Annotated in this window: 17 protein-coding genes and 1 riboswitch; of the genes, 3 read left to right on the forward strand and 14 right to left on the reverse strand. The window is 42.3% G+C overall.

The window, feature by feature from the left end; all coding sequences use genetic code 11:
• Window positions 1-69 precede the first annotated feature (69 nt).
• The 5 genes from IO68_RS19905 to IO68_RS19925 form a co-directional block, all read right to left on the reverse strand.
• On the reverse strand, window positions 70-648 hold the full coding sequence (locus IO68_RS19905; protein WP_023012679.1) for a TMEM165/GDT1 family protein: 579 nt from the start codon (window positions 646-648) through the stop codon (window positions 70-72).
• A gap of 83 nt (window positions 649-731) precedes the next feature.
• Window positions 732-869, reverse strand: a riboswitch (yybP-ykoY riboswitch).
• Window positions 870-903: 34 nt separating this feature from the next.
• Entirely contained in the window at window positions 904-1191 is a 288-nt protein-coding gene (locus tag IO68_RS19910) for a hypothetical protein (RefSeq protein ID WP_023012680.1), read from the reverse strand.
• Window positions 1192-1325: 134 nt separating this feature from the next.
• Window positions 1326-3290 (reverse strand): 2-oxo acid dehydrogenase subunit E2, encoded by a 1965-nt coding sequence (locus tag IO68_RS19915; RefSeq protein ID WP_023012681.1) that lies wholly within the window; start codon window positions 3288-3290, stop codon window positions 1326-1328.
• 2 nt (window positions 3291-3292) lie between these two features.
• Window positions 3293-6010: a pyruvate dehydrogenase (acetyl-transferring), homodimeric type gene (gene aceE / locus IO68_RS19920; protein WP_007481369.1), complete on the reverse strand. Its 2718-nt coding sequence runs from the start codon at window positions 6008-6010 to the stop codon at window positions 3293-3295.
• Window positions 6011-6212: 202 nt separating this feature from the next.
• Window positions 6213-6914 (reverse strand): M23 family metallopeptidase, encoded by a 702-nt coding sequence (locus IO68_RS19925; protein WP_023012682.1) that lies wholly within the window; start codon window positions 6912-6914, stop codon window positions 6213-6215.
• A 107-nt stretch (window positions 6915-7021) separates the two neighbouring features.
• Between IO68_RS19925 and IO68_RS19930 the strand changes: the two genes are divergently transcribed.
• The gene (locus IO68_RS19930; RefSeq protein ID WP_023012683.1) at window positions 7022-7462 is read left to right on the forward strand and encodes a DciA family protein; all 441 of its coding nucleotides are present in this window, start codon (window positions 7022-7024) and stop codon (window positions 7460-7462) included.
• Window positions 7463-7559: 97 nt separating this feature from the next.
• Here IO68_RS19930 and lpxC read toward each other — a convergent pair whose 3' ends face one another.
• The 9 genes from lpxC to IO68_RS19975 form a co-directional block, all read right to left on the reverse strand.
• The gene (lpxC, locus tag IO68_RS19935; protein ID WP_004878058.1) at window positions 7560-8462 is read right to left on the reverse strand and encodes a UDP-3-O-acyl-N-acetylglucosamine deacetylase; all 903 of its coding nucleotides are present in this window, start codon (window positions 8460-8462) and stop codon (window positions 7560-7562) included.
• A 111-nt stretch (window positions 8463-8573) separates the two neighbouring features.
• Complete coding sequence (ftsZ, locus tag IO68_RS19940) at window positions 8574-9755, reverse strand: cell division protein FtsZ (protein WP_007481374.1); 1182 nt, start codon at window positions 9753-9755, stop codon at window positions 8574-8576.
• A gap of 166 nt (window positions 9756-9921) precedes the next feature.
• Window positions 9922-11184 (reverse strand): cell division protein FtsA, encoded by a 1263-nt coding sequence (ftsA, locus tag IO68_RS19945; RefSeq protein WP_007481376.1) that lies wholly within the window; start codon window positions 11182-11184, stop codon window positions 9922-9924.
• 62 nt (window positions 11185-11246) lie between these two features.
• Window positions 11247-12104 carry a cell division protein FtsQ/DivIB gene (locus IO68_RS19950; RefSeq protein ID WP_023012684.1) on the reverse strand — a complete coding sequence of 286 codons (858 nt, stop codon included), beginning with the start codon at window positions 12102-12104 and terminating at the stop codon, window positions 11247-11249.
• A gap of 6 nt (window positions 12105-12110) precedes the next feature.
• Complete coding sequence (locus IO68_RS19955) at window positions 12111-13037, reverse strand: D-alanine--D-alanine ligase (protein ID WP_023012685.1); 927 nt, start codon at window positions 13035-13037, stop codon at window positions 12111-12113.
• Between the two features lie 87 nt (window positions 13038-13124).
• Complete coding sequence (murC, locus tag IO68_RS19960; RefSeq protein ID WP_004878067.1) at window positions 13125-14570, reverse strand: UDP-N-acetylmuramate--L-alanine ligase; 1446 nt, start codon at window positions 14568-14570, stop codon at window positions 13125-13127.
• 13 nt (window positions 14571-14583) lie between these two features.
• Window positions 14584-15681 (reverse strand): undecaprenyldiphospho-muramoylpentapeptide beta-N-acetylglucosaminyltransferase, encoded by a 1098-nt coding sequence (gene murG / locus IO68_RS19965; RefSeq protein WP_023012686.1) that lies wholly within the window; start codon window positions 15679-15681, stop codon window positions 14584-14586.
• A gap of 227 nt (window positions 15682-15908) precedes the next feature.
• Window positions 15909-16853, reverse strand: a complete 945-nt coding sequence (gene gshB, locus IO68_RS19970) for a glutathione synthase (protein ID WP_007481383.1) — start codon at window positions 16851-16853, stop codon at window positions 15909-15911.
• Window positions 16854-17071: 218 nt separating this feature from the next.
• A complete protein-coding gene (locus IO68_RS19975; protein WP_023012687.1) occupies window positions 17072-17554 on the reverse strand; it encodes a glutathione peroxidase in 483 nt (160 codons plus the stop codon).
• Window positions 17555-17732: 178 nt separating this feature from the next.
• Between IO68_RS19975 and IO68_RS19980 the strand changes: the two genes are divergently transcribed.
• Window positions 17733-18185, forward strand: coding sequence for a MarR family winged helix-turn-helix transcriptional regulator (locus IO68_RS19980; protein WP_023012688.1), 453 nt, complete (start codon window positions 17733-17735; stop codon window positions 18183-18185).
• Window positions 18186-18383 carry a DUF3565 domain-containing protein gene (locus IO68_RS19985; RefSeq protein WP_023012689.1) on the forward strand — a complete coding sequence of 66 codons (198 nt, stop codon included), beginning with the start codon at window positions 18186-18188 and terminating at the stop codon, window positions 18381-18383.
• Window positions 18384-18434: the final 51 nt, after the last annotated feature.

Raw genomic sequence — 18434 nt, forward strand, 5'->3', positions numbered from 1 at the left:
AAGTCCTACTTTGAATTTCATCAAAATAGACTTGGCATTTATTTAACTTAGATTTCGTTGATGCAGCGGTTAAGCAAAGAAATAATGCTGAACCAATGTTGAAACACCGACAATTAAGAAAATCGCAGCGCCAATTTTATGAATCAAAGAAATTGGCAAACGATCAGCAAGTTTATTACCAATAAAAACAGCAGGCGCATTGGCAATCATCATCCCCACAGTCGTACCACACATCACCCAAAATACACTGTCAAAACGAGCAGCGAGTGCGACAGTTGCGATTTGAGTTTTATCACCGATTTCCGCTAAGAAAAATAAAATAAAAGTCGCACCGAATACACCAAAACGTTGCCACTTATTAATGCTTTCAGTTTCATCGCCAAGCTCATCAGGAATCAGCATCCAAATCGCCATACCGATGAATCCAAGTGCAAGAATCCAGATCAAAATCTCAGAGCTTAATACAGTTGTGATCCATTGACCAAACACCGCAGAAATACCATGGTTAATGGTTGTTGCAAGTAAAATGGCAATTAAAATTGGAACAGGTTTTCGAAAACGTGCGGCAAGGAGTAAGGCAAGAAGCTGAGTTTTATCACCCATTTCTGCAAGGGCAACAATTGAAGTTGAGATGAGAAATTCATACATAATTGAATGCTCTGGCTAGCATATATACCGATGACTTATCCCTCCTGCTAGCCAAAATCAAATAGATTGATGCAGAGTGATAAATCAAAGGTCTTGCCAACAAAAGCACAGCCTAAGCTGCTTTGGTTCTTTGCTATGATGACCATGTTCTGTTGAACAATTATGTTGATCATCACCTCTTTACTTTGCGTAAAGAGCGGCTACTCCCCAATGAAGTGATACTATTCTAACAAATAAAGATATCATTTTGAATCTTTAGACCCAGAATTTTTGATAACCCCATAACAGCAAACGGAATATACCTAGAAGAAATGCAAAATAGGCACTCAAGCCAAGAAAACCAAAACTTACCCAACCGCTCGCACTTCCTACATGCTGAGCTTGATATTCAACAGCCATCACCACTGTAGCAACGCATACTTCTAAACCCATCACCGCGTACATTACCCATTCCCAAGGAAAGTGCAAAAAACTTACCCACAGCCCCATCGCTACAAATACGACCAGCAAAATCGGTAGCATCACTCGATAAATGGCAAACATCCTTGCTCCTGTTTTAATCTCAATACTGAGAATTATTCTAAATAAAATTGGCTACAAATAAAGCTTAAGTTTTGATGTATCACTGAAAAGAAAACCCCGCATTTGCGAGGTTATTCCAAATATAATTTAAACACTTACAGTAGTAATGTGCGAATGTCTTTCAACAGTTTGGTCAGCTTATTGGTAAAGCGAGCTGCATCCGCACCATTAATCACACGGTGGTCATAAGACAATGACAATGGCAACATCAAACGCGGATCAAAGTCTTTACCATTCCATACAGGTTGCATGGTTGCAGGTGAAATACCCAAAATCGCAACTTGTGGCCAGTTCACCAATGGTGTAAATGCTGTGCCACCGATACTACCCAAGCTGGTAATGGTAAAGTTGGCACCTTGTAAATCTTTCGGCGACAATTTGCGGTCACGTGCTTTCTGGCTCAATTCAGCCAGTTCTGTCGCAATCTGCTTAATCGATTTTTGATCTGGGTTACGTAATACCGGAACGGTTAAGCCATCTGGAGTCGCAACTGCAATCCCCATATGAATTTCGTTACGCAATAACACTGACTTCTGATCATCGGCCAAATGCCCAGCAAAATAAGGCTCTTCTTTGAGCAAGTGTGCAACCGCTTTGGCAATAAAAGCCAAAATTGTTAAGCTCAGACCCTGCTTTTTAAAGCCATCTTTGAGTTCACCACGCCACGCTTCGAGTTCAGTAATATCCGCCACATCGAACTGGGTGACTTGCGGAATGAAATTGTTCAATGACAACTGTGGTACAGACACTTGCTGTAAACGCGTCATTGCTTTCACTTCACCACCACCAAATGCACCAAAGTCTGGCAACTTCGGTAAGCCCGAAGCTACTGGTGCTGCTTGAGCAGAAGGTGCTGGCTGTGACGTCGTGAGACGTGCTTTTACATAAGCAAAAACATCGTCCTTCATCACACGACCATGTTCACCAGAAGCCTTGACCTGACCGAGAATAACGCCTAATTCACGCGCCAGTTTACGCACGGCAGGGCCTGCATAAACCTTCGCATTTTCTGCTTCTTGCTCTTTGGTCAGCTTATCAGCTTGCGCTGGCGCACTTGGTGCTGCTGTCGTTGCTGCCTGCGGTTTTGCTGGTGCTGCTTGCGTAGCAGGCGCAGCGGCTGGTTGAGCTTTTGGTGCTGCTGGAGCAGCAGCCTGACCACTTACCTCGATCATTGCCAAAGCCATACCTTGACGAACTTCTTGATTCGCAGACACATGGATTGCTTTTACAATCCCCGCCACTGAACTTGGCACTTCAACAGACGCTTTATCCGACTCAACCACGCATAGGCTTTGTTGAGCTTCAACGCGATCACCGACATTGACCAAAATTTCTGAAACAAGTGCTTTTTCTACACCTAGATCAGGCACTTCAATTTCGACATTACCTGTTGAGGTATTGCTTGCAACTGATGCTTCTTTAGTTGCGACTGGCGCTTCTGTTTGAGCTGGGGCTGCTTGCGGTTCAGATGAGGTTGCAGTACTCGCAGTCTTGACCTGAATCAATACCACGCCTTCTTTGATGCTGTCGCCTTCTTTAATCTGGATCGCTTCGACAATCCCCGCAACCGAGCTTGGTACTTCTACAGTCGCCTTGTCCGATTCAACCACCACAATACTTTGTTCAGGTTCAATCTGATCACCGACTTTGACCAGTACTTCTGCAACCAATGCTTTTTCTACACCAATATCTGGAACTTTTACATCCACAATCTGACTTGCTGTCGCTGTTGGAGCGGCAGCTGGTTGTGCTTTTGTTTCAGCTTCAACAGGTTTTGTTTCTGCTTTTGGCGCTTCTGCTTTCGGTGCGTCATTCGCAGGCGCTTCAGCAGCAGTCTCAGACTCTAGTTCGATCAATGCTACGCCTTCGGTAACTTCATCACCCTGTTTCACCAGAATACTTTTTACGATCCCTGCCGCAGTGCTTGGTACTTCGACCGTTGCCTTATCTGACTCTAACACCAGAAGGCTATCGTCAACTGCAACATGGTCGCCTACTTTGACCAAGATTTCTGCAACGAGCGCTTTATCTACGCCAATATCAGGTGCTTGGATTTGCATGATTATTTCCCCTCACCTGTTTGTGTTTCATGGTATTCAGCAACGGCCTGAACTTCTGGATGCGCTTGTGGCGCCCAAGCCACTGGACGATCCGTATCTAACTCAAAGTTAGAAATTGCATCTTTGACTAAACGTGCGTCTACTTCACCTTCGTCAGCTAATTTTTTCAAAGTCGCAACAACGATATGTGCAGCATCAACACCAAAGAAACTACGTAAGTTTGCGCGAGTATCTGAACGCCCATAACCATCTGTACCTAATGCAACAAATGGACGACCATCTGGAAGATATGCACGGATTTGTTCGCTATATGCACGCATATGGTCTGTTGCTGAAACAACGATACCTTCTGTACCACGTAACTGTTTAGATACCCAAGACTCTTTCACTTCTTCAGTCAGTGGGTGTAAACGGTTGTATTCTTCACATGCCATACCATCACGTGACAACTCATTGAAGCTTGTTACGCTCCAAACGTTTGAATGGATCTGGTATTCATCACGTAAGATTTTCGCTGCTTTGATCACTTCACGCAGAATGACACCTGAACCAAGTAATTGAACCGTTGCTTTTTCATCTTTTTCGAACAAGTACATACCACGTTTAATGCCTTCCTCAGCGCCTTCTGGCATTGCAGGATGCTCGTAATTTTCGTTCATTACAGTTAAGTAATAGAACACTCGCTCTTGGTTCACATACATACGTTGCAAACCATCATGTACGATCACAGCCAATTCATAACCAAAACATGGATCATAAGATACACAGTTTGGAATGGTGTTCGCCAAGATATGTGAATGACCATCTTGGTGCTGTAAACCTTCACCGTTCAAAGTGGTACGGCCAGCAGTAGCACCTAACAAGAAACCTTGTGCCTGTGCATCACCAGCAGCCCATGCAATGTCGCCAATACGTTGGAAACCGAACATTGAGTAGTACATGTACATTGGAATCATTGGCAAGTTATTGGTTGAATAACTAGTTGCCAACGCAGCCCAAGCGCTCATCGCACCCGCTTCGTTAATCCCTTCTTGAAGCATGTGGCCATCACTTGCTTCACGATAATGCATTAACTGTTCTTGGTCTTCTGGAGTATATTTTTGCCCGTGAGCGGCATAAATACCCAGCTGACGGAACATCCCTTCTAAACCAAAAGTACGTGCTTCATCTGGAACGATTGGTACAACGCGATCTTTAATGGCTTTTTCTTTCAGTAAGGCAGCAATTAAACGCACCATCAGCATCGTAGTCGATTGCTCTTTACCACCTGAACCATTTAACACAGCATCAAATACAGATAATTCAGGAATCGGTAAAGTTTCACTCTCCTTACGACGTGCAGGTAGGTAGCCACCTAATGCTTCACGACGCGCCTTCATATACTTCATTTCTGGAGAGTTTTCACTTGGGCGATAGAACGGAAGCTCTTCTAACTTGTCATCTGTAAATGGCAGATTAAAACGGTCACGTACATATTTCAAAGAGTCGATCTGCATTTTTTTGATTTGGTGCGTTTTGTTCACCGCTTCAATTTCTTCAGACAAACCGTAACCTTTAACCGTTTTCGCAAGAATAACGGTCGGTTGGCCTTTGGCTTTCATCGCTTCTGCATAAGCAGCAAAAACTTTGTACGGATCATGGCCACCACGATTAAGATTATCGATGTCTTCGTCGCTTAAATCTTTTACAAGTTCCGCAGCTTCTGGGTACTTACCAAAGAATTTCTCACGGGTATATGCACCACCTTTCACTTGATAGCGTTGGTACTCACCATCAACCGTTTCTTCCATGACCGCTTTTAAAGCGCCTGAAGCGTCTTGTGCAAGCAATGGATCCCAATGACGGCCCCACACCACTTTAATCACACGCCAACCTGCGCCACGGAACAATGATTCAAGCTCTTGGATGATCTTACCGTTACCACGTACTGGACCATCCAAACGCTGTAAGTTACAGTTCACCACCCAAACCAAGTTATCTAATTTTTCACGACCTGCTAGTGAAATTGCACCCGTACTTTCTGGCTCATCCATCTCACCATCGCCCAGATATGCCCAGACTTTACGATCTTCCTCTTTAATCAAACCACGATTCATCAAGTACTTTTGAATGTGTGCTTGGTAAATCGACATAATAGGGCCTAAACCCATCGATACCGTTGGGAACTGCCAGTAATCAGGCATTAAATAAGGATGTGGATAGCTTGGGAGACCATTGCCACCAACTTCACGGCGGAAATTATTGAGCTGATCCTCAGTTAAACGACCTTCTAAGAAAGAACGTGCATAAATACCAGGGGCGCAATGACCTTGGTAATAAATCATATCGCCGCCGAAGTTATCTGAAGCAGCGCGGAAGAAATGGTTAAAACCAACATCATATAAAGTCGCAGAAGAAGCGAAACTTGCAAGGTGTCCGCCTAGGTCATCACCGGTTTTATTCGCACGCAATACCATTGCCAGTGCATTCCAACGAATCAAAGCACGGATACGACGCTCCATGTCCTGATCACCCGGCATTGCAGGTTGTTCTTCAACTGAAATGGTATTGAGATAAGGTGTATTTAAGCGTTGGATTGGAACATGTTTCGCAATTGCTCTTTGATACAATTTTTCGAGTAAGAATGCAGCGCGTTCCGTGCCCATATGTTGTAATACTGAATCAAATGCTTCTTGCCATTCCTGGGTTTCCTGCGCGTCGGAGTCGCCATAAAACGCCATACAATTCACCTTTTCCCTTAAGTTATTTTGACGTTATATATTTATCATGTTTTCACTTCATAAAGGTATTGCCCCAAATGAATACAAAATCCCTTAATATTTTCTCACTAAATAGTCATTGACCCAAATGAAACAAAAAATACAAAAAATCGCCAATAAAGGCGATTTTTTAATATTTCTATACAACTGTTAACAAATTATATTATGGCAACATCGCTAAGTACGGTGAAGGATTTTTGCGTTGACCATCTTTTACAACTTCAAAGTGTAAATGCGGACCTGTACAGCGACCTGTGCATCCAACATTCGCAATATGCTCACCAGCGCTTACACGATCACCAGCATTCACGATTAAACGAGATGCGTGTGCATAACGAGTGATGTAACCATTGCCGTGATCAATCTCAACATATTGACCGTAGCCTGTACCCCAACCTGATTTGGTAACAACACCTGGACCAGTCGCATAAATCGGCGTGCCTGATGGTGCAGCAAGATCAAGACCAGAATGATGACGCGTTGAACCAAGTAGCGTACGATTACCCCAAGAAGAGCTTACACGACCTTCTTGTAAAGGATGGCTCACCAACCAAGAATAACCTGTATTCGCAGAGAATGACGGTGCATTGTCTTTGCTTGAAATTGCAGAACGGCCGTATTTCTTTTCAATCGTCGCATTATTCAATTCAATAGTTTTTTCACGGAATTGAACTGAAACATTTGAAACTGCTGGCAGATCAATATCATCTGGGTGATTATAAGAACCTTGAGCTAAGGTTTTAGATAACTGTTCTAAACGGTCAGTGTCCGTTGTTTGGCTGATATTTTGATAATCTGCAAAAGCAACCGAAGCAGCTGACGCAGCCAATGAAAATGCGAGTAAAATACGACGCGTATGATGCATAAAAAACCTCTTGAAACCGTCCTTACTAAAGTTCCTTTATCATCTCTTCCTTGATAACAGTTGAACTGAACGCTTAAGATGAACACATAACCTCTGAGGAAGTTAACATGTCTGAACCTACCAACGTTTTTCAACAGAAAGGACAACACATAAAAACTGGAAACTTAACGTTTCTCACTACGCAAGTCACACAATGGAAACAACTTACGAAAATTATTCAACCATTACTGCCCCAACCAGAGCAATGGCAGGTTGTTTGTTATCAACATGGTATTTTGATCATAACAGGTGAAAATCAAGCAATGATCAGTCAACTGAGTTATTTACAAAGTCACTATGTTGCGCAGTTAGCTCAGCTTGAAGGTTTCAAGGAATTACGAAAAATACAAGTCCGGTTGAGAAACAAAACCACAGTCTCTCGTGAACCCTCTCCCCCATCTAAAGCACTTTCATCAGAGACACAAGAGCTATTACGCAGTGCCGCTGAATATGTGAGCGACCCTAAGCTTAGCCAAGCTTTACTACGTTTGGCAAGCAATAAAAAATAATAACCTAGCTTTACAGTAAGAAAACGTACACAAATTTTGTGACAAAAATCTCAGATTATATTGTTATAATATAACATACCCACTGAAAGACAATGACTTATGTCACACTCACGTATGGAATTGGACATTCATTCTCGTTAACAAATGTTACAATTTCATAGCTGCTTGGATCGTTTTGAACATTGCGCAAAAGCTGGTTATTTAGCGCATGTCCAGATTTATAGCCATCAAACTTGGCAATAACTTGATGCCCAAGCAAATATAAGTCACCCACAGCATCTAAAATTTTATGGCGCACAAACTCATCAGCAAAGCGTAAACCCTCTTCATTGACGACACCCGTATCATCTACACCAATTGCATTCTCTAAACTTGCACCCAATGCAAGATTATTGGCTTTCAAATAATCCAAATCTTTCATAAAACCAAAGGTACGCGCCTCACTGACTTCATAGACAAATGTTTCAGTGGAGAAATCAATGGTGACAGACTGGTATTCCTTAGCAAAGGCAGGATGGTCGAAATCAATAGTAAAGTTCAGTTGAAAACCTGAATGAGGGGTAAAAATCGCACGTTTATCTTCAATCAAAGCTTCGACAGGCTTAAGAATACGAATAAACTTCTTTGGGGCATTTTGTTCCGCTAACTCACCTTGCATGAGTAAGTAAATAAATGGTCCTGCGCTACCATCCATGATCGGTACTTCAGAAGCAGAGACTTCGACAATGAGATTATCAATGCCTAAACCAGCTATCGCACTCATGACATGCTCAATTGTGCCGACTTTAATGTCTTCTCGAACCAAATTGGAACACATAAAAGCTTCTTGAATCAATAAAGCGTTGGCAGGAATATCAACGGGTGGGTTGAGATCGATACGGCGAAATACAATTCCTCCATCAATATGATGCGGAACAAAATTAATCAGCACTTTTTGACCACTGTGCAGACCAATACCGCTCGCTTTCACCACACGTTTTAGAGTTCGTTGTTTCACCATGCCATGCTAACTTCATTTGCAAAAACCGATATAACTTAGCATATTTTGCCATTTTAAAAAAATAAAAAAGGGGGCAATTACTTGCCCCCTTTTCATAAATAATTGATTTTATTATTTACGCTGTTGATTTTTTAGATAGTCCTGAATGCTCATCGGAGACGAACGTGGCGTAGAACTTGGTGCAGAGCTAACTGGTGCTTCAGTATTTGTACGTTTACTGATCGCTGGTACATCATCTTCATCAACAGATTGCTGTGCAACTTGAGCTGATGCGTGATGTGAAGGAACAGTACGTTTCTTATGTTCAACTTCAGTTGCATTACGCGTTAAACCTGTCGCTATAACAGTTACGCGAAGTTCATCACGTGCATCAGGATCAAATACGGTACCGTAGAAGATTTCACCTTCATCCAAATCAACGATTTGGTTAACGACATCCGTAATAATCTCAGTTTCGCGTAGGGTAATATCATCACCACCCGTGATATTAATCAACACGCCTTTGGCATTGATAATGTTGACGTTATCAAGCAACGGACTACGAATCGCTTGTTCAGCTGCTTGACGAGCACGATCTTCACCACGACCTAAACCAGCACCCATCATTGCGTAACCACGAGTACTCATTGCAGTTTTCAAATCTGCGAAGTCAAGGTTAATATGACCGCGGTTTACAACCAAGTCAAAGATACTGCGTACCGCATTGAGCAATACATCATCTGCCTTTTTATAGGCATCTTTCATTGAAATATCGCCATAAACACTGAGTAAGCGCTGGTTCGGAATGATGATAAGCGAGTCAACATGTGCTTCTAAAGCATCAATACCTTTTTCTGCAGACTTTTGACGACGGCGACCTTCAAAATTGAATGGTGTTGTCACCACACCAACAGTCAAAATACCCATTTCTTTGGCAACTTCAGCAACTACGGGTGCCGCACCCGTACCCGTACCACCGCCCATACCAGCAGTGACAAATACCATATCAGTACCTTCAAGATGCTGACGGATGACTTCACGACTTTCTTCCGCTGCAATTTGACCCACTTCTGGGTTTGCACCAGCACCTAAGCCACGCGTACTTTGTTCGCCTAATTGAATTTTAAATGGCGCATTCATGCTATCTAAAGCTTGTTTGTCGGTGTTCGCACAAACAAATTTCACACCTTGGATATCAGATTGCACCATGTGCTGGACAGCATTACCACCACCACCACCAACACCAAATACTGTGAAACGGGCTTGACCGTTGCCATCGTCTAGTTCATCTTCTATAAATTCAAATGAGGCCATGACCTTTAGATTTCCTAATATATAAATGGCAGTTACTTCAGCCCGTTACTGCCTTGATTTTTAAAACACCTGATGTTTAGGATGCTGTTCAATATTCGTCAGCTTGTCAAGTCCAGTGACTTAGTATTACAACTTCCTAACAATTTTTCCCCAAAATGCCTACAACTTAGAATATCGCCTTCAGCTTACTGTTTAATGCATTCCAGCCATTTGAGACACGATCAATAAAACTACGATCACTTGCCTCCTCTGGCTCTTCTACTGCATCTTGTAGATCACTTTGGCTAAACATCAACAATCCAGCCGTCGTTGCATACATCGAACGACGTAATGCTGGTAAATGTTGATCATCAGCATAAACCTGTAATGGTGGATTTCCTAAATGTGCAGATACCCCAAGCATACGACGTGCCAAATTGACCATACCTTCAATCTGACATGCATCCCCAGTTAAAACCACCCCATGATATAAACCGTGAATTGCACCGCTATGCTCTAGTTCTTCACGAATTGATGCAAAGATCTCTTCATAACGCGCAATAATAATTTCTGCAAGCTCAATACGACTGATGGTTTGAGTACCATCAATCCCTTGAACTTGAATCATGTGATCTGGTTTCACAACACTCAGGTCAACACAACCATGTAAAATCTTGATGCGCTCAGCTTCTTCGGTTGTAGTCTGTAACACCGCTGCAATATCGCGCGTTACATTTTCACCACCGCGCGCGAGGGTACGTGCTAAAGCTAATCGACCATCTAAATACACAGCGAGATTGGTAATACCCGCTCCAATATCTACAAGGCAAACGCCATATTCTTTTTCATCTTTAAGCAGGCTTGCTTCAGCTGTTGCCAAGCAAGACACCACCATTTTTTCCACCCCGATATTGGCACCTTTCATGGCGCGATCAAGGTTTTGCATAGTGCTAATTGGCATCATCATTAACTGATAATGACCCGTCATACTATGTGCAGACATATTGACTGGGTTTTGTACCCATTCAGCAGAGTCACCAAGTTCAAAGCCTAAAGGAACTGCACTCGCCAAATAATAATCAGGCGAAACATGACTTGCTTTCGCCAATTCTAATGCTCTAACCACTTCATTTGTTGTAATAATATGATCATGGTTAGCAACAGGCGTACGACCTGAAGCATAAAAACTTTGTAATTCTGTACTTGGAATCGACACCCACGCACTATGAATACGGCATTCAGCCATATCCTCTGCTTCGGAGACTGCATTTTTGATCGCAGCAATCACCTTGTCTAAACTGACAATCTTGCCTTTAACCATACCTCGGTTGCGAGCAGTTGCCATGCCAATGACTTGGATCTTATCCGGTGCATGGATCTTACCAATCAAAACTGAGACTTTATGAGTCCCAATATCAATCGCAACAACTGAGGGAACAGCTTCACTCATTACTTAAATACCATTTCTTTAATGTTGTTTAGGACCACTGCCTATTATTTTCAAGCCACGTATTATGGCTTTGCCTGAATTGCACCTGCAAGGCTTGTGTCATCAATCGTTACAACAAACTGACCATTCACAATCTTGGGCGGTGCTGCATTTTTCCATTGAATCGCTAAGCCATTCCGATATCGCAAATCAATCGACGAAATTTTTGACCATACAGGTTTTAGATCTGTTTGTGCCAAATGGCTTAAGCGTTGTAATTTATTCATGGTCTGATCCTGATCAACGATAATACGCAAGCCAGAATCAAACTGCATAAACCACGTCATACGCTCAGTTAAATACAACTCTTTTAAACGCAAATTTGCAGGATGAAAAAGCTGATTAATTTCATTATAGCGACGCATCATCATTTTGGATTGGCTGACTGGACCATGTAAAAGCGGCAAGTTTGGATGTGCGGTTAACACAGCCTCACTAAATACATCCCCATTATCACTGAGCAAGCGCCCTGTTCCCCAACGTGCAATCGCATGGCGCGGCATGACGCGCACTCGAATTGCATTTGGCCAAGCTCGTGATACAACCACTCGATCAACCCATGAGACCTTTAATGCTTGATCTCGAATTTGTTCTAAATCAGAAGTGAAATAGTTATCTTTAATGACTGGATCCAAATGTTGAATCATCTGTTGATTTTCAACATCTGAATGGGTACCAACCACCTGCAATTCCGCCACTTTTGCATCAGTCATGACTTTATATAAACCATAAAGACCAATGGCAAGAACAGCAAATGCAATAATCAACAATGCCCAGCCGCCCGCATTCACCATTTTTTGTTTTGGCGAAGGCGGTTTCTCGTGAATCGAGCTAATCGCTGGTCGTGTTTTACGACGCATTGATGCAGGAAGTTGAGCCATAAATAGTTAGACCGACTCAGTTAATGTTTGCTCTAAGATCGCAACACAAAGCTCATCAAAACTATAACCAACTGCTTGTGCTGCCTTCGGTACCAAAGAATGACTGGTCATACCTGGTACAGTATTTACTTCTAATAACCAGAAACTCCCTTGTTCATCCTGCATCGCGTCGATACGTCCCCAGCCCTCTGCACCGACTGCTTGGAATGCACGTAGACATAATGCTTGCAAGTTTTTCTCTTCAGCTTCACTCAAGCCGCAAGGAATACCATATTCGACATCATTGCGTTGATATTTTGCTTCATAATCATAAAAAGCAACATCTGCTGGTGGCTGTAAACGAATGACTGGCAATGGCTGACCATTTAAAAATGAAATCGTAAATTCACGCCCTGTAATCCATTTTTCTGCCATAACCACAGCATCATGTGCGGTCGCTTTTGCAATCGCAGCAGCAAAATCTTCTGCTTTCTCAACCTTGCTCATGCCCACACTTGAGCCTTCGTGAACAGGTTTGATAATCACAGGTAGACCAAGATCGGCAATCACTGAATCTAAATCAGTTTCTTTGGTAATAATACGATACGGCGCTGTTGGTAAATCACTACCCTGCCAGATTTGCTTGGTTTTGACTTTGTCCATACCAATCGCAGAGCCTTGCACACCTGTTCCTGTATAAGGTAGGTTCAACCATTCCAAGACACCTTGGATTTGGCCATCTTCACCACCGCGACCATGCAACACGATAAAAGCACGGTCATAAGCAACCAGCTCTGTCACGCTACGATCTTGAGGGTCAAATGCTTCTGCTTGCACACCCGAGCGCAATAATGCCTCTAATACGGCTTGACCGCTGTCCAATGACACAGCACGTTCAGCCGACTTCCCACCCAATAACACGGCAACTTTGCCGAATTTTGCAGCATTTGACACGTTTATATCCTTAAAACTTTTCTAAATTCTCTAAATCTCCCCCTATTCCCTATTTATTAAAGGAAGATCGGGAGAGATTTTCTAAAACTATTCGGCATACAAGCGATGCTGAGCCAATTCTACCGAAATTGCACCAACGTTACCTGCACCTTGTGTTAATAACAGGTCATTCGCTTGTAACACTTTTTGTAAAACACTTGGCAAATTGCCTTCAACTGGATCAACAAGAATCGGTTCAACCTGACCACGTAGACGAATACTGCGTGCCAATGCTCGACTATCCGCACCCACAATCGGTTTTTCGCCCGCAGGATATACCTCAAGCAATAATAGCTGATCGACTTGCGATAACACATCGACAAAGTCATCGAAACAGTCACGAGTACGGCTAAAACGGTGTGGCTGGAACATCATCACCAAACGACGATCTGGATGGCTTGCTCGCGCTGCCTTAATTGTTGCTTCAACTTCTTTTGGATGGTGACCATAGTCATCGACTAATTTCACTAAGCCTTCGCCGACTTCAAATTCACCCTGAACTTGGAAACGACGACCAACACCGCTAAAGCCTGCTAAAGCACGGCAAATCGCACCATCAGAAACACCTTCATCTGTCGCAACACCAATCGCAGCAAGTGCATTTAGGACATTGTGTAAACCCGGTTGATTAATCGTGACACGTAATGGCTCACGATCTTTACGCAATACCGTAAAGTGCGAACGCATGCCTTCTTGTTCAACATCGACCGCACGAATGTCATTGCCTTCATCAAATCCATAGGTCAATACTGGACGACCTACACGCGGCAAGATTTCACGGATATTGGCATCATCACCACACACTACGGCCAAACCATAGAATGGCAAGTTATGTAAGAATTGAATAAAAGTATCTTTTAATTTATCAAAGCTACCTTCATAGGTATCCATGTGATCTGCATCGATATTGGTCACAATCGCAGCCATCGGTTGCAAATACAAGAAAGAAGCATCTGATTCATCCGCTTCAGCCACGATAAAACGACTCTCACCCAATGCAGCGTTGACACCTGTACTATTCAGCAAACCACCGATTACATAAGTTGGATCAAGGTTTTCTTCTGCCAACATGGTTGTTAGTAAACTTGTAGTCGTAGTTTTACCATGCGTTCCCGCAACTGCAATACCATGACGGTAGCGCATTAACTCACCCAACATTTCTGCACGGCGCACGATTGGAGTACGTTGCTCAATGGCCGCTTTAATCTCTGGATTTTCAGGGTCAATTGCCGTTGAAACAACCAGTACATTGGCATTTTTAATATTGTCAGCAGAGTGTCCAATAAATACTTTAATACCATTTGCTTCAAGCTGAGCTGTGGTTTTTGACGCTTTAATATCAGAACCTGAAACTTTATAACCTTGGTTACTTAATACTTCGGCAATACCACACATCCCCGCACCACCAATACCAACAAAGTGGATATGTTTAATACGGCGCATTTCAGGCACTTTGATCAGCTTTTTGGCTTGGTTTGGATTCGTTGGAGACATAGATAAACTCGAATTACAATTTTTTAATCAGATCAACCACATGCTGAGTTGCATTCGGTTGTGCTTGTTGGCGTGCTTTGATTGCCATTTCAGAGAGCAGTTGGCGATTTAATAATGTGGCTAACAACTCATCTAAAACAGCGGGTGTCATTTCTGCTTGTTGGCAAATCTTTGCAGCGCCGACATTGGCAAGGAATTTTGCATTTGCAGTTTGGTGATCGTCTACGGCAATCGGCAAAGGTACAAACACAGCGGCTAAACCTGCTGTTGCAACCTCTGTCACCGTCAAAGCACCAGCACGACAAATAATTAAATCTGCTTCACTATAGGCCTTTGCCATATCGTGAATAAATGGCTCAACCTGAATATTTAAATTTGCAGATGCACCCTGATAACGTTCACGCGTAATCTCTTGCTGATTTTGACCACATTGATGAAAAACATTCAGTGGCAAATTGACCTTTTTCAAGGCTTCTGGCAAACGCTCATTGAGCGCTTGAGCGCCTAATGAACCGCCTACAATCAAAATATTCAACGGCAACTGCGCTTGTTCACGCGTTTGATAACGCCAAGATGGATTTAAAATCGCAGTGATTTCCGCACGCACAGGATTGCCTGTGGTCACGACTTTATCACTATTTGCGAAAGTATTTGGAAAAGCCTGACAAACTGTTGTTGCAACACGCGCCAGTTGGGTATTGGTAAATCCTGCAACAGCATTTTGTTCATGGATCAATACAGGGATACCCAATAAACGTGCAGCTAAACCACCCGGCCCTGCGACATAACCACCAAAGCCAGCAACAGCATCAATCTTAAGTTGTTTCATATAGCGCATCGCGCTTAAAGTGGCTTTTAAAATTTTAAAGGGTGCACTCAGTTTACGTAATAAACCATTGCCACGCACACCTTGGATATCAATCTGATAAATCGGAATATTTTGATCTTTGAGTAACCGATTTTCCATTCCTGTAGGCGTCGCTAACCAAGACACTTGGCAGCCTTCTTGTTGCAGTTGTTTGGCAACAGCAAGCGCAGGAAAAACATGCCCACCTGTACCAGCGGCCATCATCATGACATGTTTGGGTTTGTTCTGTGGTGAATTGGTCACGGTCTAATTCTTCAACTCAAAAAGAAGGTTATCGTCTATTGTTTTCGGGAGTTATTTTAATCCTAAAGCTTCATTCACGAAAAGCGAATTTCACTTGTTTACAACAGAAAGCAGTGCTTTTTTCGATTCTTTGTTAAAAACAAGGTTCTGTCGATATCCAATTGCCCATTTGATTGTCAATTTGGTACAAATTCAAACGGGCAATTCGGTCAAATAATGATTCTTATTTAGCTTGAGCGACCTGCTTCTAACACATTAAATAAATCATCCGCAATCGATGTTCCAAACTGGGCATCAATCTCACGGATACAGGTAGGACTAGTCACGTTAATTTCCGTCACATAGTTACCGATCACATCCAAACCAACAAAGACCAAACCTTTTTCACGTAAAAAAGGACCCACTTTTGCAGCAATTAATTTATCATTTTCAGTCAGTGGACGTGCTTGACCTAAGCCACCCGCCGCCAAGTTTCCACGCACTTCACCATTTTGTGGAATTCGCGCCAAGCAATATGGAATCGGCTCACCATTGACCATCAAAATGCGTTTATCACCTTCCACGATTTCAGGAATATAACGTTGTGCCATGATTGGACGTGTGCCCATTTCAGTGAGCATTTCCAAAGTCGAACCAATGTTTACCCCATCTTGATACAAACGGAAAATCCCCATTCCGCCCATACCATCAAGCGGCTTTACAATCACATCACCATGTTCTTTGATGAATTCACGAATTAGGCTTTGTTGAGACGTGACCAAAGTGGGTACTTGTAACTCTGGGAACTGGGTTGCGAACAGCTTTTCATTACAGTCACGTAGCGATTGTGGTTTGTTAATAATCCATGCGCCTTCACGTTCGGCTTGTTCTAAAATATAAGTGGTATAGACAAAATTCATGTCAAACGGTGGGTCTTTGCGCATCAACACCACATCGTAATCCGCCAATGACTCTTTTTGCTTGTCACCCAACTCATAATAATGATCGTAATCTTCAAAGACTTTAAGCGGCGAAATCAAACCAAAGGCTTTACCTTGATCAATATATAAATCGTGTTGTAATGCATAACCCAATTCATGCCCACGACGGCTTGCCGCCCATAACATTGCCATGGTTGAATCTTTTTTGAGATTCACAGTTTCAATCGGGTCCATCACTACAAGTACACGCATAATCTGACGCTCGTATTCTTAATCTTGGCAAAAAGTATAGCGAAGTTTAAGGATGATGTTTAAACTAGTTGTGTAATTCTTCGATCTAAAAAAATATAAATTATTCAAACAACTAGACTAATTTTATTTAAATAATGCATTTTATCACTGATTAAAAAAGTTACTGGCAAATGAATCCATCACCAGTAATTCGTGCAACATTCAATTTCAGCATCGAATTAAGCCAAAAGTTTTTCAATATCTTTGCTAATTTTTTCAGGTTTAGTCGTTGGTGAATAGCGTTTGATGACTTCACCATTTTGGTTAATCAAAAACTTGGTAAAATTCCATTTGATGCTTTCACTACCTAAAATGCCTTTAGCTTCCGAGGTGAGATATTTATAAATAGGATGCGCATTTGAACCATTCACATCGACTTTGGCAAACATTGGAAATGATACGCCATAGTTGCGCTGACAGAAGCTGCCAATTTCTTCATTGCTTGATGGGTCTTGGTTAGCAAACTGGTTACATGGAAAACCGAGAATCACCAGACCTTGATGTTGATAGTCCTGATATAGCTTTTCCAAACCTTCGAATTGTGGGGTTAAGCCACATTGACTTGCAGTGTTCACCACCAATAAAACTTTGCCTTGATAGTCGGCTAGGTTCTTTTGCTCGCCTTCTAAAAGTTCAGCCTGAAAATCATAAATTTTGCTCATAGGTGTTCTCTCAACTATCCAATTGTGGGATTGCTCAAAATAGTTTGCTTAATCATTCAGCTTGCTTATTTAATATTGCACACAATTATCTTGTGTGCAAGCTTATTATGCACAATATACTTTTGCAATTAATCAAACTATACTGTGAGCTAGCAAAAATGACGTTGAGGAGCAAAGCATGACTGAATTTTCTTACTTGGATAATCAAGTGTGTTTTGCCATGTATTCCGCGACCAATGCGATGATTCGTCAATATCGTCCTTTGCTTCAGGCATACGACCTGACCTATCCGCAATTTATCGTACTGTTGGCTTTGTATGAAAAAGACAATGTGACTTTGTCCGAAATTGGTCAAAAGACCTTTTTTGATTCGGGAACGCTGACGCCAATTATTAAAAAACTTGAAGAAAAGCAGTTCTTAAAGCGCGTTGCGGTCAAAGAAGATGAGCGTATGAAAAAGGTGATCTTGCTGGAAAAAGCACTGTCTGAAAAAGATGAAATTACCTTAATTCCGTTTAAACTCGCCTGCTCTTTGGGTGTTGATCCAAATGATTTGGTGGCGATTCATAATCTATGCCATCGTTTTTTAAAGGGTTTAGAGGATTCTAAGCTTGATAGTTTGAGTGAATAAATGCAACAAGCGATTGTAGCTTTTCATCTCGATGAAGAAAACCATTGGGTTGCTGATCTCGCTTGTGGTCATACGCAACATGTGCGCCATGACCCACCGTGGCAAAATCGCCCTTGGGTGTTAACCGAACAAGGGCGAAATGAAAAATTAGGAGTAATGTTAGAATGTAAGAAGTGCATGAAACAATATTTTAACTGAATTATTGTCTCCAAAGTGTCTCCTAATAACTCAGTTTTCTCAATTAAATTT

Source organism: Acinetobacter sp. COS3 (assembly GCF_000475335.1).
GTDB classification, from domain to species: Bacteria; Pseudomonadota; Gammaproteobacteria; order Pseudomonadales; family Moraxellaceae; genus Acinetobacter; species Acinetobacter venetianus.